Here is a 26,182-nt window from a genome sequence, read left to right on the forward strand (position 1 = left end):
CAGGGCGAAAAGCCAGCGAAATATTCGCCGCCAGAACACGTTCGGCGAGAACCTCTAGGTAGCAAGCGCCCTAGGCGGCGAGGCCGTCGTCGACACTGCGCGCGACGGCCGCGCGCTTCCCGCGCCGCCAACCGCGCACGGCGGCGATCGCGGACTTCAAACCGCGGCGGCGGCCGGTGGCCGGGTCGGTACCCAAGAAACCCGGCTCGAGTTCGTCGAACATCCGCTCGCTGCGGGTCTCCGGGGCGTTGTCGGCGTCGTCGCGCAAGTACTTGTTCGGCAGCGACAGCTTGGCCAGCGTGCGCCACGTCTTCGCGTACTGGAACAGGAAAGACCCTGTGGTGTAAGGCAAGTCGTACTTGTCGCAGACCTGGCGCACCCGCACCGAGATCTCGTGCAGCCGGTTGCTCGGCAGGTCCGGGTACAGGTGGTGCTCGATCTGGTGGCACAGGTTGCCGCTCATGAAGCGCAGGGCGGGGCCCGCCTCGAAGTTGGCGCTGCCCAGCATCTGGCGCAGGTACCACTGCCCCTTGGTCTCGCCGATCATGTCGGTCTTGGTGAATTTCTCTGCGCCGTCGGGGAAATGGCCGCAGAAGATCACCGCGTTGGCCCACACGTTTCGAATCACGTTGGCAAGCGCGTTGGCCTTCAGCGTGGACATGTAGGTGGCTCCGGGTGACAACGAGGTCAGCGCGGGGAACGCCACGTAGTCCTTGAACACCTGCCGCCCGGCCTTGGCCAGGAACTCGTCGACCCGCTCCCGGGCTTCGTCGTTGTCCATGCGTCGCTTGGCGATCTTGCCGAGCTCCACGTGCTGCAGGCCGACGCCCCACTCGAAGAGGAGGGCCAGCAGAGTGTTGTACACCAGGTTGAAGATGTTGAAGCGCTTCCAGCGCTGGTCGCGGGTGACGCGCAGCAGGCCGTAGCCGACGTCGTCGTCCATCCCGAGGATGTTGGTGTACTTGTGGTGCACGAAGTTGTGGGTGTAGCGCCAGTGCTTGGACGACCCGCTCATGTCCCACTCCCACGTCGAGGAGTGAATCTCGGGGTCGTTCATCCAGTCCCACTGCCCGTGCATGACGTTGTGGCCGATCTCCATGTTCTCGACGATCTTGGCCACGCCCAGCGTCACCGTCCCCGCCCACCAGGCCGAGCGCCGCGAGCTGGCGGCCAGCAGCAGCCGGCCGGTCACCTCGAGCGCGCGCTGGGCCGCGATGGTGCGGCGGATGTAGCGAGCGTCCCGCTCGCCGCGCGAGTCTTCCACGTCCTGGCGGATGGCATCGAGCTCAACGGCCAGGTTTTCGATATCGGCGTCCGTCAGATGGGCGAATACGTCGACGTCACTGATCGCCATCGTCGTCATCTCCCTGCGGTCGTTTGTTCGGTACTAGACCTACGCTATCGTAACCTACGAATCCGTAGGTTACCTGTGAGTAGCCTTTAAATGTCGAGCACGCAATCGCCGGACGCGGCCGACACGCAGGTCTGCACCCGGGTCCCCGGGTCGTGCTCCTGGCCGGTCCGCAGGTCGCGGACGTGGCCCTCCACCAGGCCGACCACGCAGGACTGGCAAATACCCATGCGGCACCCGAACGGCATCTGCACGCCGACGCTCTCCCCCGCATCCATCAACGACGTCGCGGCGTCGGCGGCGACGGTGCGTCCGCTTTGCGCGAAGGTGACCGTCCCGCCCGCACCGGCGGGCGCGGCCTTGGACACCGCGAAGCGCTCGAGATGCAAACGCTCGGCGATGCCCGCGGCCGACCACACGCGCTCGGCCGCGGTGAGCAGGCCCTCCGGCCCGCAGGCCCAGGTTTGGCGCTCGCGCCAGTCCGGCACGTCGGCGTCCAGCGCGGACAGGTCGAGCCGGCCCTGAGTGCGCGTCTCGCGCAGCTGCAACCGATAGCCCGGGTGGTCGGCCTGCAGCGCGGCCAGCTCGCCGCGAAACATCACGTGCGATTCCGTGGGGGCCGAATGCAGGTGGGCGATGTCACCGATTTGGTTGCGGCGCACCAGGGTTCGCAACATCGACATCACCGGCGTGATCCCGGAGCCGGCGGTGAGGAACAGGATCGAGGCGGGCGCGGGGTCGGGCAGGACGAAGTTGCCCTGCGGCGCGGCCAGCCGGACGACAGTGCCCGGTTCCACGCCGGCCACCAGGTGCGACGAGAGGAAACCCTCCGGCATCGCCTTGACGGTGATGGTCACGGTGCGCGCCGAACCGGAGCGCGCGGGCGTCGCCGCCGGGGTCGAGGTCAGTGAATACGACCGCCAGCGCCAGCGCCCGTCCATCAGCAGTCCGATGCCGATGTACTGGCCCGGCTGGTAGTCGAAGTTGAAGCCCCAACCCGGCTTGATGACCAGGGTCGCGGAGTCCTCCGTCTCGCGACGCACCTGCACGACGCGTCCTCGCAGTTCGCGCGCCGACCAGAGCGGATTGGCCAGGTGCAGATAGTCGTCGGGCAGCAGCGGCGTCGTGATGCGCGCGGCGAGCTTGCGCAGGGCGTGCCAGCCGGGATGCCGGTCGGCACCGGCGACCACGGGCCGCTTGGTGTCGACGACGTTGCCCGCGATCGATGGGTTCCGTTTGCCCAGAGGAAGCTCCTGCTCACGACGTGGCGCTTTACTTACGCTCACATTGTGATCGATTCTGTGTGCTTCACGAAACCTACGGTACCGTAACCTACGGTGTCGTAGCTAGCGCCCGGGGCGGGAATGCCTCACAGCGTCACATCAGCTCCAGCAAAAACGGCAGCTCCTGGTTGGCGTACCAGGCCAAGTCGTGGTCTTGCGCGTCGCCGACGATCAGCTCGGCGTCCTCGTCGCCCAGGTCCGCGGCGTCGACGGCCTCGATGGCCCTGGCCACCGCCTCCTCGGCACCCGCGTTGTCGACGTACGCGGCGATGACGTCCTCGATCGGGACCGCGCCGGGCAGCCTGACGACGGCGTCGTCGAGGTCGGGACGGTAGGTGACCCCGGATGCGTCGAAGTCGACGTCGGCGGCCAGCACCGCGCGGCGCGGCGGCCGGGAATCCGAGGGCGCTTCGCCCGCCAGCAGGCGCAGAGAGGCCAGCGCCGCCTCACGCAGCGCCACGTCGGCGAGCTCGTCGTCGTCGCCCGCGGCGTAGGCCTCGCGCAACTTTGGCGTCAGGGCGAACGCCGTGCCGCTGACCGGACGCAGCGAGCCGTCGGCGACGAGCTGCTGCAGCATGGCCAGCGTGGCGGGGATGTAGACGACGGTCATGTTGGCTAGATCGGCGTGGAGGCGTCGGAGATCTCGGGCGCGGCTGGTTTCACAGCAACGAAGGATAGCCGCACGCAGGGGTTTTCACCGCCGGCTAGGACCGGGAAGCCTCCAGCAGCTCCTCGAGCGCCTGGCTCAGCAGTCCCGGCAGCAGGTCGACGTCGCTCATGGCCTCGCGGTCGGCATTGATGCCGTAATAGAGCATGCCGTTGTACGACGTCACCCCGATCGCCAGCGCCTGGTTCTGCAGCAGCGGCGGCACCGTGTAGGTCTCCAGCAACTTGGTGCCGGCGACGTACATCTGCGACTGGGCCCCCGGCGCGTTGGTGATCAGGAGGTTGAACGTGCGCTTGGAGAAGCTCGGGAAACTGGTCGCGACGCGGATTCCCATGGCGTGCAGCGTGGGCGGGGCGAACCCCGACAGCGTGACGATGGTCCTGGCGTCCACCAGCTGGGCGGCCGTCGGGTTGGACTCGGTGGCGTGCGCGATCTGCGAGAGCCGCACCACGGCGTTGGGCTCCCCCACCGGCAGGTCGACGAGGAACGGCATGACCTGGCTGATCGCCTGGCCGGGGCCGCTCGCGTCGAGGTCGCCGTCGTCGTACACCGACAGCGGCGCCATCGCCCGCACCGTCGCCGTCGGCGACACCGCCACCCCACGCGACATCAGCCAGTTGCCCAGCGCGCCGGCGATCACCGCGAGCACCACGTCGTTGACGTCGCAGTCATAGCGGGCGCGCACGGCGCGGTAGTCCTCGAGGCTGCCGGTGGCGACGGTGAACCGGCGATGACGCGAAACGGTGGCGTTGAGCGGGCTGCTGGGCGCGTCGCCCCGGGCCAGGTTGCGCACGAAATCGAAAGCCCGGCGCCCGGCGCCGACGAGCTCGCCGTAGTTGGTCACCAGGCCGCCGATCGCGGACCCGACGGCCTGCAGCTGCGCGCTCGGACCGGTCAGCCACTCACCGATCGCACCCAGCACCAGCCGGGTGTTGCCCGGGTCGCGTTCCGGGATCCAGATGTCTTCGGGGGCCGGGGGCGGGCGCCTCGTCCGGTCGCTGATGACGTGGTTGATCTCCAGCGCCGCCATCCCGTTGATCAGGGCTTGATGCGATTTGGTGTAGAGGGCGAGCCGGTTCTTGGACAGGCCCTCGACCAGGTACATCTCCCAGAGCGGCCGCGACTTGTCCAGCGGCCGCGCGGCCAGCCGCGCGATCAGTTCGTGCAGTTGACCGTCGCTGCCCGGCGAGGGCAGCGCCGAGCGCCGCACGTGATAAGTGATGTCGAAGTCGGCGTCGTCGATCCACACCGGCCGGGCCGTGCCGACCGGCACCTCGCGGACCTTCTGCCGGTAGCGCGGGATCTGGGGCAGCCGCTGCTCGACGGTGGCCAGCAGCGTCTCATAACTCAGCCCGGCCCGCGGACGGCGCAGGATGGCCAGCGATCCGACGTACATGGGGGTGGCGGTGTTTTCCAGCCGATAGAACGACGCGTCCGGCGGGGACAACCGGGTCACCATACGGCGCAGTCCTCCTCGTCGATTCATCGCCCTGTCGCCTCAAACGATGTCTGGCCAACGGTAATCGTCCAGCCCGCGGCGCACGTCGGCATGGGGACGCGCGATTGCGACTTATGCCATGATGACGACTGTCTGCCCCTCTCCAGCAGGCTTCCGGTCCGGCCGAGAAGTTGGAGAGTGCGCGTTGAACACTAGCCCCGTTGCGAATCCATCCGGCGCTTTCACCGTCATGCCGGTCGTCGACTACGAACCGGAAACCCGGGATGTGCCGCGCACCGTCCCGTCGTGCCGGCCGTCCTCGCGCACACCGCTACGCCGCCGCGGCGGCCACGCCACGCCCCGGTCCTACACCGGGCAACTCAGCAGAGCGCCGGCGCCGGTCATGTCCGCGCGGATGCGCCAGGCGGCGACCTTCGCCGACGCGGCGCTGCGGCGCGTGCTGGAGGTCATCGACCGGCGCCGCCCGGCCGCCCAGCTGCATCCGTTGCTGTCGCCCAGCCTGGTGGATTCGGTTGTCGCGGTGGGGCGTTCGGTGGCCGGGCGGGCGCCCGGCCACGCGGGTGCCGCCGTGTTGCGGCGCATGCGACTGCAGCCGGCGGGCCACCGGGACCCGGACGCGGCCGCCGAGGTCTTCGGCTCCTACAGCCGCGGGAACCGAGTCCACGCCATCGCCTGCCGGGTGGAGCAGGTGGGCGCGGCGAGCGGCGCCCGGTGGATGGTCGTGGCCCTACACATCGGGTGACCGCACCGGTCACCTCGCAGCGAGCGGCCGTCCGCGGTGAACCGCTCGCCCGAAAGCTAATGCAGCTCCGCCGGTTGGGCCGGGTCGCGCCGCGGGCGGTGTCCCAGCGGCAGCAACATCGGCACCCGGCGACGGTAGTCGCGATACTGCTCACCCAGCGCCTCCACCAGGTCGTGCTCCTCCAGGTGGGTGGCGACCAGGATGTAGCCCGTCATGGCGACCGAGAACAGCAGGTGTCCGGCCGTCATCGTGGGCACCGCCCAGAAGACGATCACGAAGCCGAGCATGAGCGGGTGGCGCACCAACCGGTACAGCATCCGGGCGTGAAAACCTATGTGCGTGTAGGGTTTTCCGCGCCACGCCAGATACACCTGGCGCAGGCCGAACAGGTCGAAGTGGCTGACCATGAACGTCGCGGCCAGCGCGATGGCCCAGCCGAGCCAGAACAACGTCCACAGCGCCAGGCGCCCGGCCGGTGGCCGCACGTCCCAGACGACGGCCGGCATCGTCCGCCATTGCCAGTAGAGCAGCACCAGCACGGCGCTGGACAGCACCACGTAGGTGCTGCGCTCGATCGGCGATGGCACGATCCGCGTCCACCACGCCTTGAACGACGGCCGCGCCATGACGCTGTGCTGGACGGCGAACACGGCAAGCAGCCCGATGTTGATCAGCACCGCCTCACCGATCGGCGCCGGCAGGCCGTGATCGACGGTTCGCGGCACCCAGAAGTTTCCCAAGAACGCCACGAGGTACAGAAATGCGGCAAGAAAGAGCAGGTAAGCGGCGGCGCCGTAACCGACAATCAAGAATCGCTTCATTCGCTGATTGTGCGCCTCGCCGGCGCGTTTGAACATGGGGCGGATGCCTCATTTTCGGCCGCGTACGGCACGTTTCCAGACGCCCGTCGGGTTAGCTGGGCACCGGGTTCACCAGGCCGTGCCGCAGCGCGTACATGCTGGCGCCGATGCGGTTCGAAACGCCGATCTTGGCGTACGTCCGCTCGACGTGATTGCGGGCCGTTTTCTCGCTGATCACCAGCGACGCCGCGATCTCCTTGTTGGACGCGCCGCGGGCGACCAGGCACAGCACCTCGACCTCCCTGGGGGTCAGCCGGTCCGGCCGCAGGTTCGGTCGTTGCGCGGGTTGTCCGGCCGCGTGCAACACCGCTTCGACCGCGACCGCGTCGAGTTCCCCGGCCTGCGCACGCCCGCGCAGCCGGCGGGCCGCCGCGCCGGCCGACATCGGCTCCCGGTACGGCCTCGGCTCGCGGGCGGACTGGTAACAGACGGCGGCGGCCAGGATGCGATCCGGCATGTGCAGCGCGGGCCCGGCCAGCCCACGCGGATATCCCGAGCCGTCGAGGCATTCGTGGTGATTGCCGGCGACCTCGGCCAGCCGGCCCAGGCCGGGGACCTGGTTGAGGATGCGCACCGTCAGATACGGGTGCAGCCGTACCCGCTCGAATTCCGATGCGCTCAACGGGCCTTGCCGCGACCAGATGTGATTCGACACCCCGATGCGGCCGAGGTCATGGACGTGGCCCGCGCGCCGGGTCAGCGCCACCGCGTCCGTGTCCATTCCGGCGGCCAGCGCGGCGTCGCCCGCGAGCCGGGCCACCGCGCGCGAATGCCCAAGAGTGAACGGGCATTTCAGGTCGACGAAGTCGCCCAGCGCGACGAGCAACGCGTCCAGCGCCGCATCGTCAAGCCGCTGATGGCGATCGGGCGCCTCACCCAGCGCCGCCGCCCACGCATCGCCTGCGGGCGGTCCGGCCAGGATCGCGTCGGCGTCGCGCAGGAACGCGTCGGCGACCCGGGGATCGAACTGCCCGCCGCGCCGGCTGCTCACCATGGCCACGGCGCCGGCGACGCCGTACGTGCGGTGATGAACCTCGACCATGTCGGCGAGCTGCGCGATGCGCATCTGGATGGGGATGGTCTCCCCCCGCGCTCCCGCGGGCAGCCCGCCGCCGTCGTAGCGCTCGAAGGCGAACGCGAGCGCGGCCTGCACGTCGGGACTCAACCCGATCCGGTCGGCCAGCAGCGCCGCCGACGCGCAGTGCGAGTGGATCAGCCGGGAGATGTGACCGCGCGCGTTGGCGAAAAGCGTTGCCAGCACGGCCATTCGATGCGCGAGGGGCTGGCCGCGGCCGACGTTGCTCGCCAGGAAGCGCAGGTACGGGATCCCGGACCAGTCGACCAGATAAGAATCGTGGCGGACGGCGATGTCGTCGCCGAACCAGCGCGCGTATTCGTGGGAGTCCGCGTGGCAGCCGACCCACATGATCAGCGTGGTGTAGTAGGCGCAGTCGCGCTCGTCGGCACACAGCCCGAGCCGGTCGGCGAGCCGGGTCGCGATGAGCGCCGCGCGCAGCATGTGCTCGGCGGGTTGGCCGAGGCCGAGATCGATCGCCACCGACAACGCCGCGAGCAGCTCCGCCCGCGTCGGTAGTTCGGACTCTGGCATGAGCCTCATTGTGCCCAGCCGGCGGCCGCGGGGTCACCCGATTGCGGCGGTGCGCCGCACGGCCTCGTGCCGGGCGGCGTCGAAGCTGTCGAAATGCCCGGAGCCCACCGCGAACACGCCGCGTTGCGGCGGCCGGAAGCCGGCCAGTCGCGCCTGCGGGCGCAGCGGCCCCACCGGCCCGAGGTCCACCTCGCGCAAGACCGCGCGCGAGTGTCCCACCGCCCACACCTGTGCGGGTGCGATCATGAATCGCTGGCCGTTGGGCGCGGTTCCGGCGAGCCGGATCCGGCCGGCCCGCAGCGTCGGCCCGGCGATGCGGCCGAGGACGGCCAGGGCCGCCCGGTTGGTCCACGCCCAGGCGGGCAGTCGCGCGCCCACCGCGCTCATCAGTCGCGTCGACCACGTGGCGTGCAGGTCGATCTGCCAGGCCAGCAGCCCCGGGATGGCGACGAACAACGACCACGGGGTGACCCACGCGACGTCGATGTCGCACTGGACCGCGTCGCGGCTGGTCGCCGCGCTGAAGAAGCGGGCGCAGCTCTGCGGGCCCGGCGTGGTCGCGTAGAAGGTCCAGGCGCCGTGGGGGTCGCGGTGCCACACCGAGCGATAGCCGGGCGAGAACGACGTCGCCGGGAACTGCCGCAGCGCCAGGTAGTGCCCGCTGGCGAAGGGGAGCCCCAGCACGCCGAATCCGACGAATCGTTCGTCATCTCCGGCGGGCAGGACGGGGTGGTGCAGGACGGCGGTGGCGGCGTCGAGGGGGGTGCGTGCTGTGGTCATCCCTGGATGGTCCGCGCGGCCACCGCCCCGGCGCATGGGGCGGATGCCTCAAATTCGGCGCGCCCGGTTCGCGAGCGCCCGGCCAGTCGGGCGTTGGGCCGCGAGCGCCCGGACAGTCGGGCGGCGGGCGGAAAGCCGGAAAGGCGAATGCGCCCCGCTAGCGCCGCTTCACCGATTTGGGTGGCTTGGCGCCGCGGCCCTGTTGGCGCGCCGCCGCTCGCCGCTCGCGGCGGCTGGCCCCGGCGGGAACCCCCGCCGGTGTCTTGGCGTCACCGCCGTTGCGCTGCACCTGCGCCGAGCCGTCCTCCGAGGGGCCAGAATAGGTGAGCGCCGGCGCCTGGTTGTCAATCCCCTTGGCGCGCAGCGTACTTGGGGCCTCTTCGCGCACGGCGGTCGTGGTACCGCCCTGCTGGGCGGCTGCGGCGGTGGCGAATTCCTCGAGCCCTTCGGGCGCCTGGACCGGGGCGACCTGCGGGGTGGGCACCGCCTCGACGGTCACGTTGAACAGGAAGCCGACCGACTCCTCTTTCATGCCCTCGAGCATGGCCATGAACATGTCGTAGCCCTCGCGCTGGTATTCGACCAGCGGGTCGCGCTGGGCCATCGCGCGCAGCCCGATGCCCTCCTTGAGGTAGTCCATCTCGTAGAGGTGCTCGCGCCACTTGCGGTCGATGACGTTGAGCAGCACGTTGCGCTCCAGCTGACGCATCGCGCCCTCGCCCGCGATCTCCTCGAGCTCGGCTTCCCTTGCAGCATAGGCGTTTTCGGCGTCTTTCAGCAACGCCTCGAGCAGCTCCTCGCGGGTGAGGTCGTCGCGCTCGGAGTCGGCGTCGTGGTGGGTCAGCGGCGCATGGTCGATGCCCACCGGATACAGCGTCTTCAGGGCCGTCCACAGGGATTCCAGGTCCCAGTCCTCCGCGTAGCCGTCGGCCGTCGCGCCGTTGACGTAGGCGGTGACCACGTCGCGGACCATGTCCAGCGCCTGCTCCTTGAGGTTCTCGCCCTCCAGGATGCGGCGGCGCTCGGCGTAGATCACCTTGCGCTGCTGGTTCATCACCTCGTCGTACTTGAGGACGTTTTTGCGGACCTCGAAGTTCTGCTGCTCCACCTGGGTCTGGGCGCTCTTGATCGCGCGGGTGACCATCTTGGCCTCGATGGGCACGTCGTCGGGCAGGTTCAGCCGGTTGAGCATCGCCTCGAGCGCGGCGCCGTTGAAGCGGCGCATGAGCTCGTCGCCCAGGGACAGGTAGAAGCGCGACTCGCCCGGGTCACCCTGCCGGCCGGAGCGGCCGCGCAGCTGGTTGTCGATGCGCCGCGACTCGTGCCGTTCGGTGCCCAGCACGTACAGGCCGCCGGCCTCGATCACCTCTTCGGCCTCCTTGGAGGCCTCCTCCTTGACCTTCGGCAATTCCTCGTGCCACGCCGCTTCGTACTCGTCCGGCGTCTCCACCGGGTCGAGGCCGCGCTCACGCAGCCGCTGGTCGGTGAGGAAGTCGACGTTGCCGCCCAGCACGATGTCGGTGCCTCGACCGGCCATGTTGGTGGCCACGGTGACGCCGCCGCGGCGGCCGGCGACCGCGATGATGGTCGCCTCCTGCTCGTGGAACTTCGCGTTGAGCACGTTGTGCGGGACGCGGCGCTTCTGGAACTGCCGCGACAGGTACTCGGAACGCTCGACGCTGGTGGTACCGATCAGCACCGGCTGGCCCTTTTCGAAGCGCTCGACGACGTCGTCGACGACCGCGATGTACTTGGCCTCCTCGGTCTTGTAGATCAGGTCGGACTGGTCGGCGCGGATCATCGGCTTGTTGGTGGGGATGGGCACCACGCCGAGCTTGTAGATCTCGTGCAGCTCGGCCGCCTCGGTCTGGGCGGTACCGGTCATGCCGGCGAGCTTGTCGTAGAGCCGGAAGTAGTTCTGCAGGGTGATGGTGGCCAGCGTCTGGTTCTCGGCCTTGATCTCGACGTGCTCCTTGGCCTCGATGGCCTGGTGCATGCCCTCGTTGTAGCGACGGCCGTAGAGCACGCGGCCGGTGAACTCGTCGACGATGAGCACCTCGCCGTCGCGCACGATGTAGTCCTTGTCGCGGTTGAACAGCTCCTTGGCCTTCAACGCGTTGTTGAGGTAGCTGACCAGCGGCGAGTTCGCGGCCTCGTAGAGGTTGTCGATGCCGAGCTGGTCCTCGACGAACTCCACGCCGAGCTCGTGCACGCCGACGGTGCGCTTGCGCAGGTCCACCTCGTAGTGGGTGTCCTTTTGCATCAGCGGAGCGAGCCGGGCGAACTCGAGGTACCAGTTGGAGGCGCCGTCGGCGGGGCCGGAGATGATCAGCGGGGTGCGCGCCTCGTCGATCAGGATGGAGTCGACCTCGTCGACGATGGCGAAGTTGTGTCCGCGCTGGACCAGGTCGTCGAGCGAATGCGCCATGTTGTCGCGCAGGTAGTCGAACCCGAATTCGTTGTTGGTGCCGTAGGTGATGTCGGCGTTGTAGGCCACCCGCCGCTCGTCGGGCGTCATCTGGGCGAGGATCACGCCGACGTCCAGCCCGAGGAAGCGGTGCACGCGGCCCATCCACTCGCTGTCACGTTTGGCCAGGTAGTCGTTCACGGTGACGACGTGCACGCCCTTGCCGCCGATGCCGTTGAGGTAGGCCGGCAGCACGGAGGTCAGGGTCTTGCCCTCACCGGTCTTCATCTCGGCGACGTTGCCGAAGTGCAGCGCGGCCGCGCCCATCACCTGCACGTCGAAGGGGCGCTGGTCGAGCACCCGCCAGGCCGCCTCGCGGGCGACGGCGAAGGCCTCGGGCAGCAGGTCGTCGAGGCTCTCGCCGTCGGCGTGCCGCTTCTTGAACTCGTCGGTCTTGGCCCGCAACTCGGCGTCGGTGAGCTTCTCGATCTCGTCGGACAAGGTGTTGACGTAGTCAGCCACCCGCCTGAGACGCTTGAGCATGCGACCTTCGCCAAGGCGCAGCAACTTCGACAGCACAGCTATGTCCTCTACGGTTTGATCGCCCGGCTCCTCCTCATCGCGCTACGCGCTCTGCATCGTCACCGGGCCGGATCGGAGTCTTTGGCGACACCCATCCTAGGTGACGTCGCTCTTTGGGCGCCGAACGTCGACTTCTTGCGCCAATTTGCTTGAAATCTCGCAATAAGTCGACGTTCGGCAGGGTGACGGGATCAGCCCAGTCGGATCAGGCCGTAGTCGTAGGCGTGCCGCCGGTAGACCACGCACGGCCGCTCGGTGTGCTTGTCGTGGAACAAGAAGAAGTCGTGCCCGACGAGCTCCATCTCGTAGAGCGCGTCGTCGACCGTCATCGGCGTGGCCGGGTGCTCCTTGGTCCGCACGATCCGTCCGGGTTCGTGGTCCTGGTCCACGCCGTCATTCGATGCGCCGTGGTCGACGGGCGCCTCGGGCGCGCCGCGCGCCGGTTCGGGGGGCGGCACCGCGGTGGCGGCGGCCAGCGAGACCGGCGTCTTGTCGCCGTAGTGGACCTTGCGGCGGTCCTTGACGCGGCGCAGCCGGCTCTCCAGCTTGTCCACCGCGGACTCGAACGCGGCGTAGAAGCTGTTGGCGCAGGCCTCCGCCCGGCTCACCGGGCCCCGGCCACGGGCGGTGATCTCCACGCGTTGACAGGATTTGCGCTGCCGCCGGTTGGGAGCGTGTTTGAGCTCGACATCGAAGAGGTAGATGGAGCGATCGAACCGCTCGAGGCGGGCGAGTTTTTGGGAGACGTACAGGCGGTAATGATCGGGGATTTCTACGTTGCGGCCTTTGAACACAACGTCGGCGGTGGTTGTCGGTTGGGCTTGCCCATCGGGGGCGGAGGGAGGTTGGTCCAGAATCTGACCGGAATCCACGGATAGCCTTGACATACGTGACAACTCATTTCTCTTTACACGTCGCACGCGCGTTGCGTGCCCGGCTGGCTTGATGCGCCGACGAGGTGAGAGCGGTTCGAGACTGGCTACCGCCGCAGGCTGCCCGCCGGTGCAAGGTGTCGATTACTCACCCCTTCCCGCAAGTGGGGCTCAACCTGGGAATATCCCGACCAAGTGAGTCAATGAATGTTGATTCCGACGTTAGCTCGTGTTCGCCTACCCATGCCACTAATTTCGCAGAGCTGTTGCGAGTTCTTCACAACCTCTTGGCCGGTTCACCGCCTCACGCGGCGGCGATCGTCAGCACCGCGACGACCCGGACCCCCGCGGCCTGAAGGACGCGCACCGACTCGCGCGCCGTCGCCCCGGTGGTGACGATGTCGTCGACGACCATGACGTCGGCGGCAGGCGGCCGGCCGCACAGCACGACCCGGCCGGTGATGTTGCGTTCCCGCGCGGCGGTGCCCAGCCCCACCGAGTCGCGGGTCAAGGCCTTGATCCGCAGTGCCTGGGCCACGGCGATCTCCGGGTGCTGCGCCACCGCGGCGCGGGCCAACCGGAGAACGGGGTCACCGCCGCGCCGGCGCGCGGCCGAACGCCGGGTCGGTGCCGGCACGATCGTGAGCGGGGTGTCGAGGATCCCCCACGACAGCAGCCGGTGCACCCCGAGCGCCAGTGCGCGCGCCAGCGGCGCGACGAGATCGGCGCGGCCGTGTTCCTTGAGCGCCAGGATCGCCTGCCGGCGGGCGTTGGCGTAGCGGCCGAGCGCGAACACCGGGACGCCCGCGTCGATGCGCGGGTTCACCACGTGCGGCTCGTCCGGCCTGACGGCCAGCTCCGTGGCGCAGGCTTCGCACCACCGGGACGACGGCGCGCCGCAGCCGCCGCATTCGGCCGGCAGGATGAGATCGAGCACGCCGCCAGTGTGGCGGGCGGGGCCGACATCGCCGGCCGATGCCGCGGCCGGGGCATCACTCCCGGCGCGCCTTGACCCTGCGGTCGCAGCGCCGCTCGAGTTCGTCGTCGTCGACAAAGGTCAACATCGGTTGACCGGGCGCACACATCATCGTCGCCAGGAAGCGCAGCGGCGCGTCGGCGCGGTTGTTGGCGTCGGAGTAGTGGATGACGTCTCCCCCGAGCTCCCAGAACGCCTCACCGGCCTTGATCACTCGCGGGGCCTCGCCCTCCAGCTCGAAAAGCATTTCGCCCTCGAGCACGAAACCGAAGACCGGCCCGCCGTGGCGGTGCGGGGCGATGCCGGGGCAGCCGGGCGGGTAGTCGACCGTCACCGTCATGACCTCCGCGTTGGCGGGCAGGAAGGGCGGGGCGACGCACTGAATCACGGTCAGCGCGTCCAGCGGCGCCCCGACGTCATCGATCGACATTGCATCCTCCTCGGCCGAGCCGGACTCGTTCGGTCCGCCCGCTCGAATTCGATAGCTGTGCAACGAAATACGCGGGGCGTGGTTCGGCCCCCTTTAGGACAGCAGCTCGGGGCCATCAAGTCCAATGATCGGTTTCGATATGTTCCTTCTCGCAAAGAGATAACATGTCGGGGATGGAACTGCGCCAACTCGAGTACTTCATCGCGGTCGCGAGCGAAATGAACTTTTCACGTGCGGCGCAACGAGTCCACGTCGTTCAGTCCGCCCTGTCCACCTCGGTGAGCAAGCTGGAAAAGGAACTCGGCGTCGAACTGTTCGACCGATCCAAGCAGCAGATCAAGATGACCCCGGCGGGCGAGCTGTTTCGAGAGCATGCGCGCCGCGTCATCCATACCGCCCGGCTGGCCAAGGATTCGATCGACGACTACCGCGGCGAGCTGTCGGGAACCGTCGAGATCGGATCGCTCATATCCTTCGGCCCGCTGGATGTCCCGAAGATCCTGGGGGACTTTCACCGCACGTACCCGTTCGTCCGAATCATCCTGCGGCTGAGCCCGACTGGCTCGATGCCGCACGTCTCGGCCATTGCCGACGGTTCGCTCGACCTGGCGTTCGTGTCGGCACCCGATCGGTTCCCGGCGGGCGTCGAGATGCGGCTCCTCTGCGAGGAGCCGATGCTCTTCGTCTGTCGGCCCGACCATCGGCTGGCGCAACGCAAGCACATCGCCATCGCCGAACTCGCGCACGAGGACCTGATCGGCTTCCCCGCCGAATTCGGCTTGCGCCGCGTCGTCGAGAACGCATTCAGGGCCGCCGGCGTCACGCCGCGCACACCCTATGAAGCGGCGGTCAACTACTGGATGGCGGCCGGCTTGGTGCAGCACGGACTGGGCACCATATTCATGCCCGCCAGCGACGCCGGCCGCTTTCCGGACCTGCGCGCGGTCCCGTTGCAGCCCGAGATCGTGTGGCCGATCTTCCTCGCCACGGGCGGGCAAGCGCAGATCGCGCCGGCCGCCGCCAAGCTCGCCGAGATGCTACTCGCGGCGGCGCCGCGGCCGCGACGCAGGTCCAAGGACAAATAGCCTTATCCAGCAGCATCTTTCGCGCCCCGCTGGCGACATCCACGCCCGCGGGACGGTGTGCAATTAATTCTTCCCGGGCGGTGTTCGGTGTAGGCAACTGACCATGCACCGGACACGACTCGAGGAGACAGCAAGTGCCACAGGGGGAATCGACACAACTCGACCAGGCGGACATCGAGGCACGGGTGCTCGACATCGTCTACGGCCACTGGCGCAGCCAGATCCTGCGCGCGTTGGCCACGCTCTCGGTGGCCGATCACCTCGCCGACGGTCCCCTGACCGCCGCGGAGGTGGCCGCGCGCGAGGGCAGCCTGCCCGACCGCACCTACCGCCTGATGCGGGCGGGCGTGGCCATCGGCATGCTCAGGTCGACCGGACAGGGACTGTTCGAGAGCACGCCGCTGCTCGAGGCGATGCAGAGCGGTGCGCCACGATCGCTTCATCCGATCATCATGGGATTCACCGCCCCATGGCACACGCTGTCGGTGCGGCTACTGGCGGACGCGATCCGAACGGGTATCCAACCGGCGACCACCGCACTGGGCACAGACCTGTTCACCTTCCTGGAAGAAAACCCGGAGCAGGGGCGCGAGTTCTCCGATCTCATGGCGGCGCTGACGGTGCACTGGGCGGGCGACGTCGCCGACCGGCTCGACACGACCGACGTCCGGTGCGCGATCGACGTCGGTGGCGCCACCGGCAGCCTGCTGCGGCAGCTGCAGGGGCGCAATCCCCAACTGCGCGGCGTGATCTTCGACCGACCCAATGTTGCCGAGAAGGTCGCCCAGTCGATCGCGGCGAGCGGTCAGGCCCAGCGGCTTGACGCCGTCGGCGGCGACTTCTTCGTGGCGGTGCCGCCCGGAGACCTGTATCTGCTCAAGATGATCCTGCACGACTGGGATGACGAACACTGTGTCACCATCCTCGATCGGTGCCGCGAGGCGATGGAACCCGGCGGCCGGGTCGTCATCGTCGAATGGATCATGGGCGATCCCGATGACCCGGGTTTCGCCGCGTTGATGGACCTCAACATGCTGACGTCGTGCCAGGACGGTCGGGAACGCACGCTGGACGAGTTCGACGCATTGCTGCAGGGCGCGGGCCTGCGGCGCACCGCGATCCATCGTAACCCGCTGGGACACAGCGTGATCGAGGCGCGCGCGAAATGATGCGCATACCCAACGACGAGCATTTGTATCCCCGCAACGCAAGGAGAGTTTCCGGCTATGGCTCAACTCGGTAGGAGGCACGAACCCTTCCCCGCGGCCCCCGCGATGGCCGACGTGCGTGACATGTACCTGATGCACGACACGCTTCGGCGCGAATTCCGCCTCATGCCAGGACTATTCCGAGGTGTCGCCCGGGGCGACACCAGACGCGCGGCGGCCGTCGCCGCGCACGCCGACCTGCTGTGCCGCCTGCTTCACGTGCACCACGAGGCCGAAGACGCCGTTCTGTGGCCGATATTGCGCGAACGGGCGGGGACACAGGCCACCGTTGTGGTGGCCGCGATGGTGGAGCAACACGCGGCCATCGACGCCGCTCTGGCGCGGGCGGCCGAACTGATGCCGATCTGGCGAGCGACCGCGCGGCGGGGAGCCAACCTTGCCGATGTGTTCGACCATCTGTTCACCGTGCTCGTCGAGCACACCGTGATGGAGGAAGAGCAGGTCCTTCCGCTCGCCAAACGCTGTGTCACGGCGCAGGAGTGGAAGCAGATGGCAAAGCACGGCATGCACTCCTTCTCGGCCAAGGACCTGCTGCTGTGTTTCGGTCTGATGATGCATGAGGGCGACCCCGACGTCGTCAAGGGAGCGCTCGACGATGCACCGCTTGCCGGGCGAATCCTGATACCGCGCCTGGGCAAGCGGGCGTTCGCCTCCCACGCCAAGCGGGTGCACGGCAACGCCGCCGCACAGGACCGTTGACCGCGGCGCGTCTACCGTCCCTGAAAGTCGGGTGTCTCGCCCGCGAGGAACGCGCGTTGGCCCCGGGTCCAGTCGTCGGACTTGCACAGGTAGCTGAAGGTTTCCGTCTCGAACGGGATGTTGTCGTTCAACGGCCGGCCGATGCCCCGAAGAATCGTCTGCTTGGCGGCGCGCACCGCCAACGGACCGTTGGAGGCGATCGTCTCGGCCAGGGCGAGCGCCTCGGGCATGAGCTCCTGCGGGTCGACGATCTTGGTGACGAACCCGATTCGGAGCGCTTCCTCGGCGTCGTAAATCCGTCCCGTCAAGATCAGCTCCATCGCCCGGCCCAGCCCGATGATGCGCGGCAATCGCGAACACCCCCCGTCACCGGGCATCAGACCCCATTTGATCTCCTGATGCCCGAAACGGGCATGCGGCACGGTGATTCGGATATCGCAGAACTCCGCCAGCTCGTGCCCCCCGGCGATGCAGTCGCCGTTGATGGCGGCGATGATCGGGGTGTTGATCGTGTAGCCACCCGAGATTCCCGCCCACCCCGGCCCTTCCCAGGCCCGGCGGCGGTTGTCCTCGTCGCTGGCGGCGCGGATGTGCGGGATGAGTTTTTTCAAGTCCGCGCCGCCCGAAAACGCCGGACCCGCGCCGGTGACGATGGCGACACGGATGTCGGGGTCCGCCTTGATGCGGTCCCAGGCGGCCAGCGTGGCGGCGGAGAGTTCGCGGTCGAACGCGTTGCGTTGCTCCGGCCTATTGAGCGTGACGACTGCGACGCGCCCTCGCTCCTCGTATTTCACGACGTTGGATTCAGTCACCATGTCATGCCCCCGATCTGGCCACCGCTGACGGTCAGCACGTGGCCCTGGACGTAATCCGAAGCGGGCGAGGCCAGCCACGCGACGGCCTCGGCGATCTCGGCCGGCGATCCGACGCGCCCCAACGATTGGTGGCCAACGCGCTTTGGCGCACCGCCGCGGAGATGCCGAGGTGGTGTGCGCGGCCGGCCACCTCGATGCGGTTGCCGGCATCGGTGGCTGCGGTCAGCCGGGTTTCGATGAAGCCGGGGGCCACGGCGTTGACGTTGATGCCGAGGTGCCCCCACTCCTTGGCGAGCGCCTTGGTCATGGCGATGGTCGCGCCCTTGGCGGCCGAGTAGTTGACCTGGCCGCCCTGCCCCATCAGTCCGGCCAGCGAGACCACGTTGACCACCTTGCGATGCGAAAGCCTCTTGGCCGCAAGCTCTTCCTTGGCCGCGGTGCGCATCGGCTGTGCCGCTGCGCGCAGCAGCCGGAATGGCGCGACGGTATGGATGTCGAGCATGGCCTGGAACTGCTCGTCCGACATGGTGTGTATCGGGCCGTCCCAGGTATATCCGGCGTTGTTGACCACGATGTCCAACCGGCCGTGGGCCCGCACCGCGGCGTCGACCACGGCGTCGGGCGCGCCGGCGGCGGTGAGATCGATGGCCACGGCGGTTGACGGGCCCGCAAGTTGCGCTGCCGCCGAACGCAATTCGGCGCGGTCGAGGTCGGTCATGACGACGATGGTGCCCGCCACCGACAGGCGCCGGGCGATCGCGGCGCCGATCCCGCGGGCGGCCCCGGTGACGATGGCGACCTTGTCCGCGAGGTCCTCGCTCAACGCGGATCTCCCGGCTCGGTCGCCGGATCGAGCGCGGCGGCGAGCAGGTCGGCGGCGAGCTGCAGGGTCGCGGTGTGTTGGGCGTGGCCGCCCGTGCGGTTCTTGATGTCCTCGACCTGGATGGTGCCGACCACGATGCCCCAGATGACATCGGCCAGCGGGGCCACGGGCACGTCGCGAATCAGTTTGAGTTGCACGGCGGTCCGAAGGATCGAGCGCGCCAGGGTGAAGTCCTTTCGGCCCTGGGTGTCAAGCGCCGCAAGGGTGTCCGGGTCCAGCGTCTCGACCAGCCGTGTCTGGTGGAGCAGCTGGGTGAGCCGGAAGCGCTCGGGGTCGGAGCGGTACGGCGTGAGGACGGCGTCGAGGAAGTGGCCGATCAGCTGCGGGCAGCTGCCGATCGCGCCGGCCTCGAGGTCGCGCTGCAGCGCCTGCAGCTGCGAGCCGATGTCGGCGAAGACCGGAAGCATCAGCGTGAGCAGCAGTTCGTCTTTGGTGCGGAAGTAACCGTAGAGCGTCGGTTTGGTGATCTCGGCGCGCAGCGCCACTTCCTCCATCGTGGAACCGGCGAACCCGCGGGTGCTGAAGGTCTCTTGGGCGGCCGCCAGGATGCTGTCCCGTCGCGCGTTGCGTTCGCGCTCGCGGCGTCGGCGCGCCGCCACCGACAGCTCGTTCGCGTTCGGCATCACTCCCCCGTCCGTCGTGTCGGCAGTTCACGTTTGAGAGTCTTCCCCATCGAGTTCTTCGGCAGCGACGCCACGATCTCGACGCGGCGGGGCACCTTGATCGCCGCCAGGTGCGCGCGGCAGTGGGCGTCGACATCGGCGGGCGTGACGTCGCCGACGACGAACGCGACGGGAATCTCACCGCGATAGGGATCGCTCTCGCCCACGACGGCGGCCTCGGCGATCCGGGGATGCCGCAGCAATGTCGCCTCGATCTCCGCCGGAGAGACGTTGTAACCCGAAATCACCAGAAGGTCCTTTTTGCGGTCGACGTAGTGCAGGGCGTCGGCGTGGTCGATGTAGCCGATGTCACCGGTGCGCAGCCACCCGTCGGCGCCGAAGCTCTCCAGGGTGTCCTCGGGCCGGCCGAGATAGCCCCGCGACACCTGCGGGCCGCGAAACTCGATGTCGCCGTTGGTCCCCCGTGCGGCGACGCGCCCGTCGACGGTCACCCGGACCTCCCCGACGACGGGCACTCCGAGCGTATCCGGGGTCGGTTTGCCGGGCAGGGCGTTGAACGTCCCCAGGCTGTTGAGTTCGCTCATCCCCCATCCGCCGTGCAGGTCGAGTCCGGTCATCGCCTTCCACCGCCGCGGCAAGTCGGCGGGGATGGGCGCCGCGCCCGTTGCGCAGATTCGCACCCCCCGCAGGGCGGCGCGCTCCACACCGCGCTGCACCAGGGCCGCGTACAGCGTGGGCGGACCGAAGAGCACGTTGGCGGCGTGCTGCTGGACGCACCCCATGAAGTCGCCAGGCTCGAACAACGGACGCGGGATGACCGTGCCGCCGCGAACGAACGTCGGCAGCGAGTACACGAAGAAGCCACCGGTGTGAAACAGCGGCAGGATGGACACGGTGACCGGAGTGCTCACGCCCGGCATGGCCGCGGTGTGGGTGATGGCGTTGTGAATCAGGTTGTAGTGACTCTGCAGCACCCCTTTCGGGTGACCGGTGGTGCCCGCCGTGTAGACGATCTGGCCGACCTCCACGCGCACGTCGCCGACCTCAGCGGGATGCATCCGCGGGCGGGTCTTCATCATCTGGTCGAGAAGATTTGGCGCCGAGGAGGTTTCAGGCTCGTCCGACGAGGGCCACCATGCGTCCAGGCTGGGATAGGGGGCGAAGCCCCGATCGGCCAGATCGGCGATCGACACCGTGAACACGCTCGTGCGCGCGGCACCAACCGTTGCCCGCTCGACGACGGGCAGCAGCTTGTCGAGGCAGACGATGACCCGTGGCTCGGCGTCGTCGAGCACGAACCGAAGCTCGTCGGCGCGGTACATGACGTTGACGCCGCAATGCACGGCGCCGAGCCGCGCGAGAGCGAAGAAGACTATCCAGTGCATCGCCGAGGTGGGCACCATCACCGCCACCACGTCCCCGCGACGCACCCCGTTGCTCTGCAGCACGGCGGCCGCGCGACCGACGAGGGCGTGCAACTCGCCGTAGGTGATGGTGTGACCGAGGTAGACGATCGCCGGCGCGTCGGGCCGTTGCCCGGCGTTCGCCCGCACGATGACATCGACGGTCTCCTCCGGTATGGGCGGAAGCGGTTCGGCCCAGTCCGGATCGAACATCACATAGGCGTCTTCCGCCCGATACCGCTCGGCCTCTCCGAGCCACTGTTCGGGGTAGCCCAGTTCCTCGTAGAACTTGCGTGTTTCGACCTTCATTTAACGGACCGTAAAGTATCCGACCAGTCGTCGGCAAGCGGATTCAAATCAGGGTTGCCGGGGTTATGGGGAGGTAGGTCGGGAAGAACCCGCGCCACAACTACGACGCAGAAAGTGACTCGGAATCGTCTATGAGCAACGCACCAAGCTTTCAAGGGCCGGATGACGGCAGCTACGTGCTGGGTCACGTCGATCGCGAAGTCCGGCGGCTCCTGTTGCAGGGCAGGCTGTATGACGACTACACCACCTACGTGCTGCAGCTGGCGGGCCTGCGACCCGGGATGCGGGTGCTCGACATCGGTTGCGGCCCCGGCGATGTGTCGTTCATCGCCTCGCGCCTGGTGGGGCCGACGGGACGGGTGCTCGGCGTGGATGCCTCCTCGGACATCATCGAGTTCGCCCGCGCCCGGGCCCGCGAGCACGGTCTGAACAATGTCGGATTCGAAGCGACCGCGATCGCCGATGTCTTCCTCGACGAGCCCGTCGACGCGGTGATCGGACGAATGATCCTGATGTATCTTCCCGATCCGGTCGAAGCGCTGCGCCGGCTCGCCACGATGGTGCGCCCCGGCGGCGTCATCGCCTTCTGCGAAATGAACTCGGCGGTGGCGGGCAGCCTGCCGGACCTGCCGCTGTGGCGTTCGCTGGTGGACAGTGTCGTCCAGGCCTTTCGGTACGCGGGCTGTGACACAACCTTCGGCGTCAAGCTGGACGCGGTGTTTCGCCGCGCCGGCCTGGGAGCGCCACGGGTGCGGCTGGGCGCGGTGGGCGGCGACACCGACGTCGCGATTCAGCTGGCCGAGACGTGGCGTTCGATGCTGCCCGTGGCCGAACGCGCGGGCCTGGTCTCGGAGGAGCTGGCCGATCTGGACACGCTTGCGCAGCGGTTGCTCGATCAAGCGGCCGCCGCGCAAGCCATCACGATCACGCCGGCGCTGATCGGCGCCTGGGCGCGCGTATAGGTGAACGGTGGCGTGCGCGCGATCTCGGCCGGCGCACGCCACCGTCGCCTCACGCCGTGGGCGCGGCTTGCCGGACGACCTGAGGCGCCCTCGCGTCCCGGTCCCCGGAAGGCCAGCGGAAGGCGCCGGGCTTGCGGGCTTCCTTGGTGATCACCTTGACGGTGCTGCGGCAGACGAATTCCTTCACCGAGGCCGCCAGCTTGCCCACCAGATAGATTCGTCGGGGCGTGTCGTCGCGGTAGGACAACTGAATCGTCCCGTGCCGGCGCCCGATGCTGATGTTCTGCCCGACGAACGCCTGGTTGATGACGCCGGGCTGTTTGCCCTCGATGCGGTCGAGCACCGTATTCGCCGCCGTCGCGCCGAGCGGAAGCGCCGCCTGGCAACCCATCCGCAGCGGTTGATTACTCGGTGCCGCAGCGTCTCCCGCCGCGACGATGCGGGGATCGTCGATGCTGGTGAGGGTTTCGTCCGTGACCAGGCGGCCCAGTCCGTCGGTGCTCAGTCCGCTGCGGGCGGCCAGCTCGGGCACCCCGAAGCCGGCGGTCCACACCGTCAGCGCGCTGGGCAGCTCACGCCCGTCGGTCAAGCGCACATAGCCGGCGTCGACTTCCGCGACCACGGCGTCGTCGAGCACCTCGACGCCAAGACGGGTGAGTTGTCGCCGCACGGAACGGCGGGCCTTCTCGCCGATGGATGGGGCCAAGGTCCCGCCGCACAACAGCGTCACGTGGACCGTGGGTCGTTGTTCGGCGAGTTCGGAGGCCGCCTCTATCCCCGTCAATCCGCCGCCGACGACGCAGATCGAAGCGTCCGCCGGTAAGCCGGCGAGGACCGCGCGCACCCGCTCGGCCTGTTCGAGTTCGGCGATGGGGTAGGCGAATTCATGCGCCCCCGGCACCGAGGCCGGTACCGCGCCGGTGCTGCCGACGGCATAGATCAGGTAGTCGTAGGGCAGCGTTTCGCCCGACGCCAACTCCACGCGGCGGTGGCAGAAATCGATGCGCTCCACCGTGCCGACGATCAATCGCACGGTCTTGCCGAGCATGGCCGCCAGATCCCTCGTGGCCTCGCCACTGCCGGCAACCATCTCATGCAGTCGGATGCGCTCGACGAAGATCGGCCGGGCGTTGACGACCGTGATGTCGACATCGGGGCGCTGTTGCAACCGATTGGCGGCCAAGGCGCCCGAATAGCCGCCGCCGATCACGACCACCCGGTGCTTGCGGAACGAAAGTGGTTGCGTGGTTTTGTTTTTCATGACCGAACCTCCTCGTGGGTTTCTGTGGGTCTCTATGCCTTAGGACACCGTGGCTCGGCTTGTTGTGACACCACACGCCTTTGTGTGTCCCGTTTCACGTGCAGTCCGTCGACCGATGGAACACCGGACCAGCGGCTTTGATTGCGTGGCAACCAGTCATCTCATCTAGAGATAGAACAGATCACAACCGTTCATTGGACAAGATGGCTTTGGCGAGGTCTGATGGAAGTACCTGCCCACACCCGACGATCACGAGGTGACGATCATGCCGTCCTCCGCAACGCATCCGGACCCCCGGGGTGTCGACGATCTCGTTGCGCGGTTCGAGCACGAGGCACTGCCGCTGCTCGATCAGCTGTATCGCGCGGCGCGCCGGTATACCCGGACGCATGCGGACGCGGAAGATCTCGTCCAGGAAACCATGCTCAGGGCCTACGCGGGATTCCCCTCATTCAAGGCCGGCACCAACATCCGCGCATGGCTGTTCACGATCATGAACAACACCTGGATCAACAACCACCGCACCGCATCCCGACGCCCGAACGAGTGGTTGTCCGGCGAAATCGGCGATGTCTCCGTCTCGGTCCGGACGCGGTACTCGCACACCGGTCAATTGTCGGCGGAATGCGAAGCGCTCGAATTGCTCGGCGACGACGAGGTTCGCGAGGCGCTACAGAAACTTCCCGAGGGGCAACGGATGGCTCTGTACTACGCCGACGTCGAAGGGCTGCGGTACAAGGAGATCGCGGCCGTGCTCGACATGCCGCTGGGGTCGGTCATGTCTCGCATCCACCGGGGGCGTCAGAACCTGCGAAAGTTGCTGGCGAATTTCGCGATTCAGCGCGGATACCTTCGCGAGCCGGACGACGCGGTGATCGCCGCGTAGGAGAGCGGCGACTCGGCTGGTCCCGCGTCGCCGGGCTTTGTTCTGCTTTCAACTCGGGCGCGATAGCGGGCCGTAACGTGTCGTACGCACAACCTCACCAGCAACCTCTGCGGCGGCGGCATGCCGGCCAGGAAGCGTCGCCGCTCTTCGGTTGTGCTGGCCTCGAGAAACGACCCGTTCCTCTTCGGCATTGAGATGGTCACCGACCAGATCTGCGAGCGACGTCATCTCAGAGATCAACGCCTCCGCGGCCCGCGATTGGGACGGAGTCGAATCGGCTGTAGCAATCCATTGGGCCAGCCATCGTTCGACACTGCCCGCCAACTTCGCTATCAGTGCGTGCTCGGTCTCCATACGGTGGACGTCTTCTGCGCGCAGCGGTACCCGGGCGTGCAGCGTCGGCCACAGCAGTTCGTCTTCGGCGATGTGGTGGTGATGCAACGCCGCCAGAACGTTGGCGATGTGGGAATGCCCCATCGTCCAGTCGGCCGCGCTGACCGAGTCGCACGCTGCAGATCAACGCGACGCTGACTTGAAGCTGGCTGCGGAAAACGTCATGTCCAAAGCCATTTCGAACGCGTTAGTCGGCATCATCTATTCACCTGCGCCCAAGCACGGGCGGCGATTGTGCTGCCGCACCATCATCACGAACATCTTCTTGTGAACCCCAGGGTTGCGCATACGATTTTACTTCCGCCTGGGTGGCGAGGCTGGCGTATAACCGATAGCCACACCACATATCTAGGTATTGAGATCTCTAAACGCATACTTTCGCGATTGGGTCTGCCCCCGGTTTGGTTGACTCCTGACCTGTGAGGATTCGTCCTTGCTGGAAGGATCAACCTCGTGCCGAGACCGTTTCCCGCCGAGTTCCGAGCCGATGTCATCGCTGTGGCCCGCAAGGGTGAGGCGCCGTTGCGCCAGATCGCGAAGGACTTCGGGATTTCGGAGGCCTGCCTGCATCGCTGGCTTAAGATCGCCGACCGCGAGGACGGTGCCAACCGGCTGTCGCCTGCGGCGGTCTCTGAGGATGTGTCGGCGCAGCTGCGCGAGGCGCATAAGCGGATCAAGCTCCTCGAGCAGGAGGCTGAAGTGATGCGTCGCGCGGTCGGCTACTTGTCCCGGGATGCCAACCCAAAATGATGTACCCGCTGGTCCTCGACCTTGCCGATGACGGCGTGCCCGTCACGGTGACCTGCCGGGTCCTGGGATTTTCCACCCAGGCGTTCTACAAATGGCGCAAAGCACCTCTATCGCAGCGAGATTGGGATGATGCGCACCTGATCAACGCCGCCCGCGACATCCATGCCGACGACCCCGCATTCGGCTACCGATTCATCGCCGACGAACTTCCCGGACGCGGTATCTTCGCCAGCGAGAACCGTGTCGCACGGTTGTGTTCCCAGGAGCGCATCTGGTCGGTCTTCGCCAAGAAGCGAGGACTGAACCGCAGATCCGGGCCGCCAGTTCACGACGACCTCGTGCAGCGTCAGTTCAGCGCCCAGGCCGCCAACCAGGTCTGGCTGGCCGACATCACCGAACACCGCACCGATGAAGGCAAGCTCTACCTCTGCGCGATCAAAGACGTCTATTCCAACCGGATGGTGGGTTACTCGATGGACTCGCGGATGAAGTCCTCGCTGGCAGTGGCCGCCCTCGATCACGCCGTGGCGTTGCGTTCACCTGCCGCGACGATCGTTCATTCGGACAGGGGTAGCCAATTTCGCTCACGAAAGTTCGTCCATGCACTGTCGCACAACGGATTACACGGATCGATGGGTCGTGTCGGCGCGTGCGGTGACAACGCTGCCATGGAGTCGTTCTTCGCCCTTCTGCAACGCAACGTGCTCGACCGGCGACGCTGGTCCACCCGAGCCGAACTACGCCTGGCGATCGTGTCGTGGATCGAGCGGACCTACCACCGACGCCGCCGGCAACGCGCACTCGGCAGACTCACCCCGATAGAGTTCGAACTGCTCCACACACAAGCCGCAACCGCGGCCTGAAAA

General features: G+C 67.7%; 24 protein-coding genes and 1 pseudogene. 7 read left to right on the plus strand and 18 right to left on the minus strand.

All coding sequences use genetic code 11. The features are described 5' to 3' along the window. Nucleotides 1–70: 70 nt before the first annotated feature. The 4 genes from OCQ_RS20285 to OCQ_RS20300 form a co-directional block, all read right to left on the minus strand. Entirely contained in the window at nt 71–1,354 is a 1,284-nt protein-coding gene (locus tag OCQ_RS20285; protein ID WP_009952833.1) for a fatty acid desaturase family protein, read from the minus strand. An 86-nt stretch (nt 1,355–1,440) separates the two neighbouring features. Continuing rightward, the gene (locus OCQ_RS20290) at nt 1,441–2,595 is read right to left on the minus strand and encodes a ferredoxin reductase (RefSeq protein WP_026071229.1); all 1,155 of its coding nucleotides are present in this window, start codon (nt 2,593–2,595) and stop codon (nt 1,441–1,443) included. Between the two features lie 133 nt (nt 2,596–2,728). After that, entirely contained in the window at nt 2,729–3,244 is a 516-nt protein-coding gene (locus OCQ_RS20295) for a DUF6912 family protein (RefSeq protein WP_009957351.1), read from the minus strand. A gap of 94 nt (nt 3,245–3,338) precedes the next feature. Continuing rightward, complete coding sequence (locus OCQ_RS20300) at nt 3,339–4,760, minus strand: WS/DGAT/MGAT family O-acyltransferase (RefSeq protein WP_008259749.1); 1,422 nt, start codon at nt 4,758–4,760, stop codon at nt 3,339–3,341. Nucleotides 4,761–4,989: 229 nt separating this feature from the next. Here OCQ_RS20300 and OCQ_RS20305 point away from each other — a divergent pair, with 229 nt between their 5' ends. Further along, nucleotides 4,990–5,502, plus strand: a complete 513-nt coding sequence (locus OCQ_RS20305; protein WP_014380951.1) for an Rv3235 family protein — start codon at nt 4,990–4,992, stop codon at nt 5,500–5,502. 56 nt (nt 5,503–5,558) lie between these two features. Here OCQ_RS20305 and mddA read toward each other — a convergent pair whose 3' ends face one another. The 7 genes from mddA to OCQ_RS20340 form a co-directional block, all read right to left on the minus strand. Then, on the minus strand, nt 5,559–6,323 hold the full coding sequence (mddA, locus tag OCQ_RS20310) for a methanethiol S-methyltransferase (protein ID WP_179960089.1): 765 nt from the start codon (nt 6,321–6,323) through the stop codon (nt 5,559–5,561). A gap of 91 nt (nt 6,324–6,414) precedes the next feature. Beyond that, nucleotides 6,415–7,971, minus strand: coding sequence for an HD domain-containing phosphohydrolase (locus OCQ_RS20315; RefSeq protein ID WP_014385651.1), 1,557 nt, complete (start codon nt 7,969–7,971; stop codon nt 6,415–6,417). 33 nt (nt 7,972–8,004) lie between these two features. Beyond that, complete coding sequence (locus OCQ_RS20320; protein WP_009957355.1) at nt 8,005–8,751, minus strand: hypothetical protein; 747 nt, start codon at nt 8,749–8,751, stop codon at nt 8,005–8,007. A 157-nt stretch (nt 8,752–8,908) separates the two neighbouring features. Beyond that, the gene (gene secA / locus OCQ_RS20325; RefSeq protein ID WP_014385652.1) at nt 8,909–11,737 is read right to left on the minus strand and encodes a preprotein translocase subunit SecA; all 2,829 of its coding nucleotides are present in this window, start codon (nt 11,735–11,737) and stop codon (nt 8,909–8,911) included. A 194-nt stretch (nt 11,738–11,931) separates the two neighbouring features. Continuing rightward, nucleotides 11,932–12,612 carry a ribosome hibernation-promoting factor, HPF/YfiA family gene (gene hpf / locus OCQ_RS20330; protein WP_014942806.1) on the minus strand — a complete coding sequence of 227 codons (681 nt, stop codon included), beginning with the start codon at nt 12,610–12,612 and terminating at the stop codon, nt 11,932–11,934. A 304-nt stretch (nt 12,613–12,916) separates the two neighbouring features. Further along, nucleotides 12,917–13,549, minus strand: coding sequence for a ComF family protein (locus OCQ_RS20335; RefSeq protein ID WP_014385653.1), 633 nt, complete (start codon nt 13,547–13,549; stop codon nt 12,917–12,919). Nucleotides 13,550–13,604: 55 nt separating this feature from the next. Then, nucleotides 13,605–14,018 carry a cupin domain-containing protein gene (locus tag OCQ_RS20340; RefSeq protein WP_014385654.1) on the minus strand — a complete coding sequence of 138 codons (414 nt, stop codon included), beginning with the start codon at nt 14,016–14,018 and terminating at the stop codon, nt 13,605–13,607. A 173-nt stretch (nt 14,019–14,191) separates the two neighbouring features. Here OCQ_RS20340 and OCQ_RS20345 point away from each other — a divergent pair, with 173 nt between their 5' ends. The 3 genes from OCQ_RS20345 to OCQ_RS20355 all read left to right on the plus strand — a co-directional run bounded on the left by OCQ_RS20345 (nt 14,192) and on the right by OCQ_RS20355 (nt 17,031). Next, nucleotides 14,192–15,103, plus strand: coding sequence for a LysR family transcriptional regulator (locus OCQ_RS20345; protein ID WP_014385655.1), 912 nt, complete (start codon nt 14,192–14,194; stop codon nt 15,101–15,103). A gap of 134 nt (nt 15,104–15,237) precedes the next feature. Further along, a complete protein-coding gene (locus tag OCQ_RS20350) occupies nt 15,238–16,272 on the plus strand; it encodes a methyltransferase (protein WP_014385656.1) in 1,035 nt (344 codons plus the stop codon). A 57-nt stretch (nt 16,273–16,329) separates the two neighbouring features. Then, on the plus strand, nt 16,330–17,031 hold the full coding sequence (locus OCQ_RS20355) for a hemerythrin domain-containing protein (protein WP_197748740.1): 702 nt from the start codon (nt 16,330–16,332) through the stop codon (nt 17,029–17,031). Between the two features lie 11 nt (nt 17,032–17,042). Here the strand turns inward: OCQ_RS20355 and OCQ_RS20360 are convergent, their stop codons facing one another. The 5 genes and pseudogenes from OCQ_RS20360 to OCQ_RS20375 all read right to left on the minus strand — a co-directional run bounded on the left by OCQ_RS20360 (nt 17,043) and on the right by OCQ_RS20375 (nt 21,064). Beyond that, nucleotides 17,043–17,846 (minus strand): enoyl-CoA hydratase/isomerase family protein, encoded by an 804-nt coding sequence (locus tag OCQ_RS20360; RefSeq protein ID WP_014385658.1) that lies wholly within the window; start codon nt 17,844–17,846, stop codon nt 17,043–17,045. Next, nucleotides 17,840–18,130 carry an SDR family oxidoreductase gene (locus OCQ_RS27280; protein WP_330981671.1) on the minus strand — a complete coding sequence of 97 codons (291 nt, stop codon included), beginning with the start codon at nt 18,128–18,130 and terminating at the stop codon, nt 17,840–17,842. The genes OCQ_RS20360 and OCQ_RS27280 overlap by 7 nt, the downstream gene beginning before the upstream one ends. After that, nucleotides 18,082–18,669, minus strand: a pseudogene (locus tag OCQ_RS20365) (SDR family NAD(P)-dependent oxidoreductase); the annotation flags it as partial. The pseudogene OCQ_RS20365 and the gene OCQ_RS27280, both read right to left, overlap by 49 nt. After that, on the minus strand, nt 18,666–19,352 hold the full coding sequence (locus OCQ_RS27140) for a TetR/AcrR family transcriptional regulator (protein ID WP_051019749.1): 687 nt from the start codon (nt 19,350–19,352) through the stop codon (nt 18,666–18,668). The gene OCQ_RS27140 and the pseudogene OCQ_RS20365, both read right to left, overlap by 4 nt. Beyond that, nucleotides 19,352–21,064 (minus strand): class I adenylate-forming enzyme family protein, encoded by a 1,713-nt coding sequence (locus OCQ_RS20375; RefSeq protein WP_014385661.1) that lies wholly within the window; start codon nt 21,062–21,064, stop codon nt 19,352–19,354. Before OCQ_RS20375 ends, OCQ_RS27140 begins: the two co-directional genes overlap by 1 nt. A 131-nt stretch (nt 21,065–21,195) precedes the next feature. Between OCQ_RS20375 and OCQ_RS20380 the strand changes: the two genes are divergently transcribed. Next, nucleotides 21,196–22,026, plus strand: a complete 831-nt coding sequence (locus tag OCQ_RS20380; RefSeq protein ID WP_014385662.1) for a class I SAM-dependent methyltransferase — start codon at nt 21,196–21,198, stop codon at nt 22,024–22,026. A 49-nt stretch (nt 22,027–22,075) separates the two neighbouring features. On the opposite strand, the gene OCQ_RS20385 is transcribed toward OCQ_RS20380, so the two are convergent. After that, complete coding sequence (locus OCQ_RS20385; protein WP_014385663.1) at nt 22,076–23,287, minus strand: NAD(P)/FAD-dependent oxidoreductase; 1,212 nt, start codon at nt 23,285–23,287, stop codon at nt 22,076–22,078. A gap of 265 nt (nt 23,288–23,552) precedes the next feature. Between OCQ_RS20385 and OCQ_RS20390 the strand changes: the two genes are divergently transcribed. Then, nucleotides 23,553–24,173 carry a sigma-70 family RNA polymerase sigma factor gene (locus OCQ_RS20390; protein WP_051019801.1) on the plus strand — a complete coding sequence of 207 codons (621 nt, stop codon included), beginning with the start codon at nt 23,553–23,555 and terminating at the stop codon, nt 24,171–24,173. A gap of 48 nt (nt 24,174–24,221) precedes the next feature. Here OCQ_RS20390 and OCQ_RS26260 read toward each other — a convergent pair whose 3' ends face one another. Then, nucleotides 24,222–24,650 carry a hemerythrin domain-containing protein gene (locus tag OCQ_RS26260; protein ID WP_014385665.1) on the minus strand — a complete coding sequence of 143 codons (429 nt, stop codon included), beginning with the start codon at nt 24,648–24,650 and terminating at the stop codon, nt 24,222–24,224. A gap of 369 nt (nt 24,651–25,019) precedes the next feature. On the opposite strand from OCQ_RS26260, the gene OCQ_RS20405 reads away from it, so the two are divergent. Continuing rightward, nucleotides 25,020–26,179 (plus strand): IS3 family transposase gene (locus OCQ_RS20405; protein WP_158023545.1). Its coding sequence is split into 2 segments (ribosomal slippage): nt 25,020–25,311 and nt 25,311–26,179, totalling 1,161 coding nucleotides; the frame shifts between segments, so codons are not numbered across the junction. Nucleotides 26,180–26,182: the final 3 nt, after the last annotated feature.

Source organism: Mycobacterium paraintracellulare (assembly GCF_000276825.1).
GTDB lineage: Bacteria > Actinomycetota > Actinomycetes > Mycobacteriales > Mycobacteriaceae > Mycobacterium > Mycobacterium intracellulare.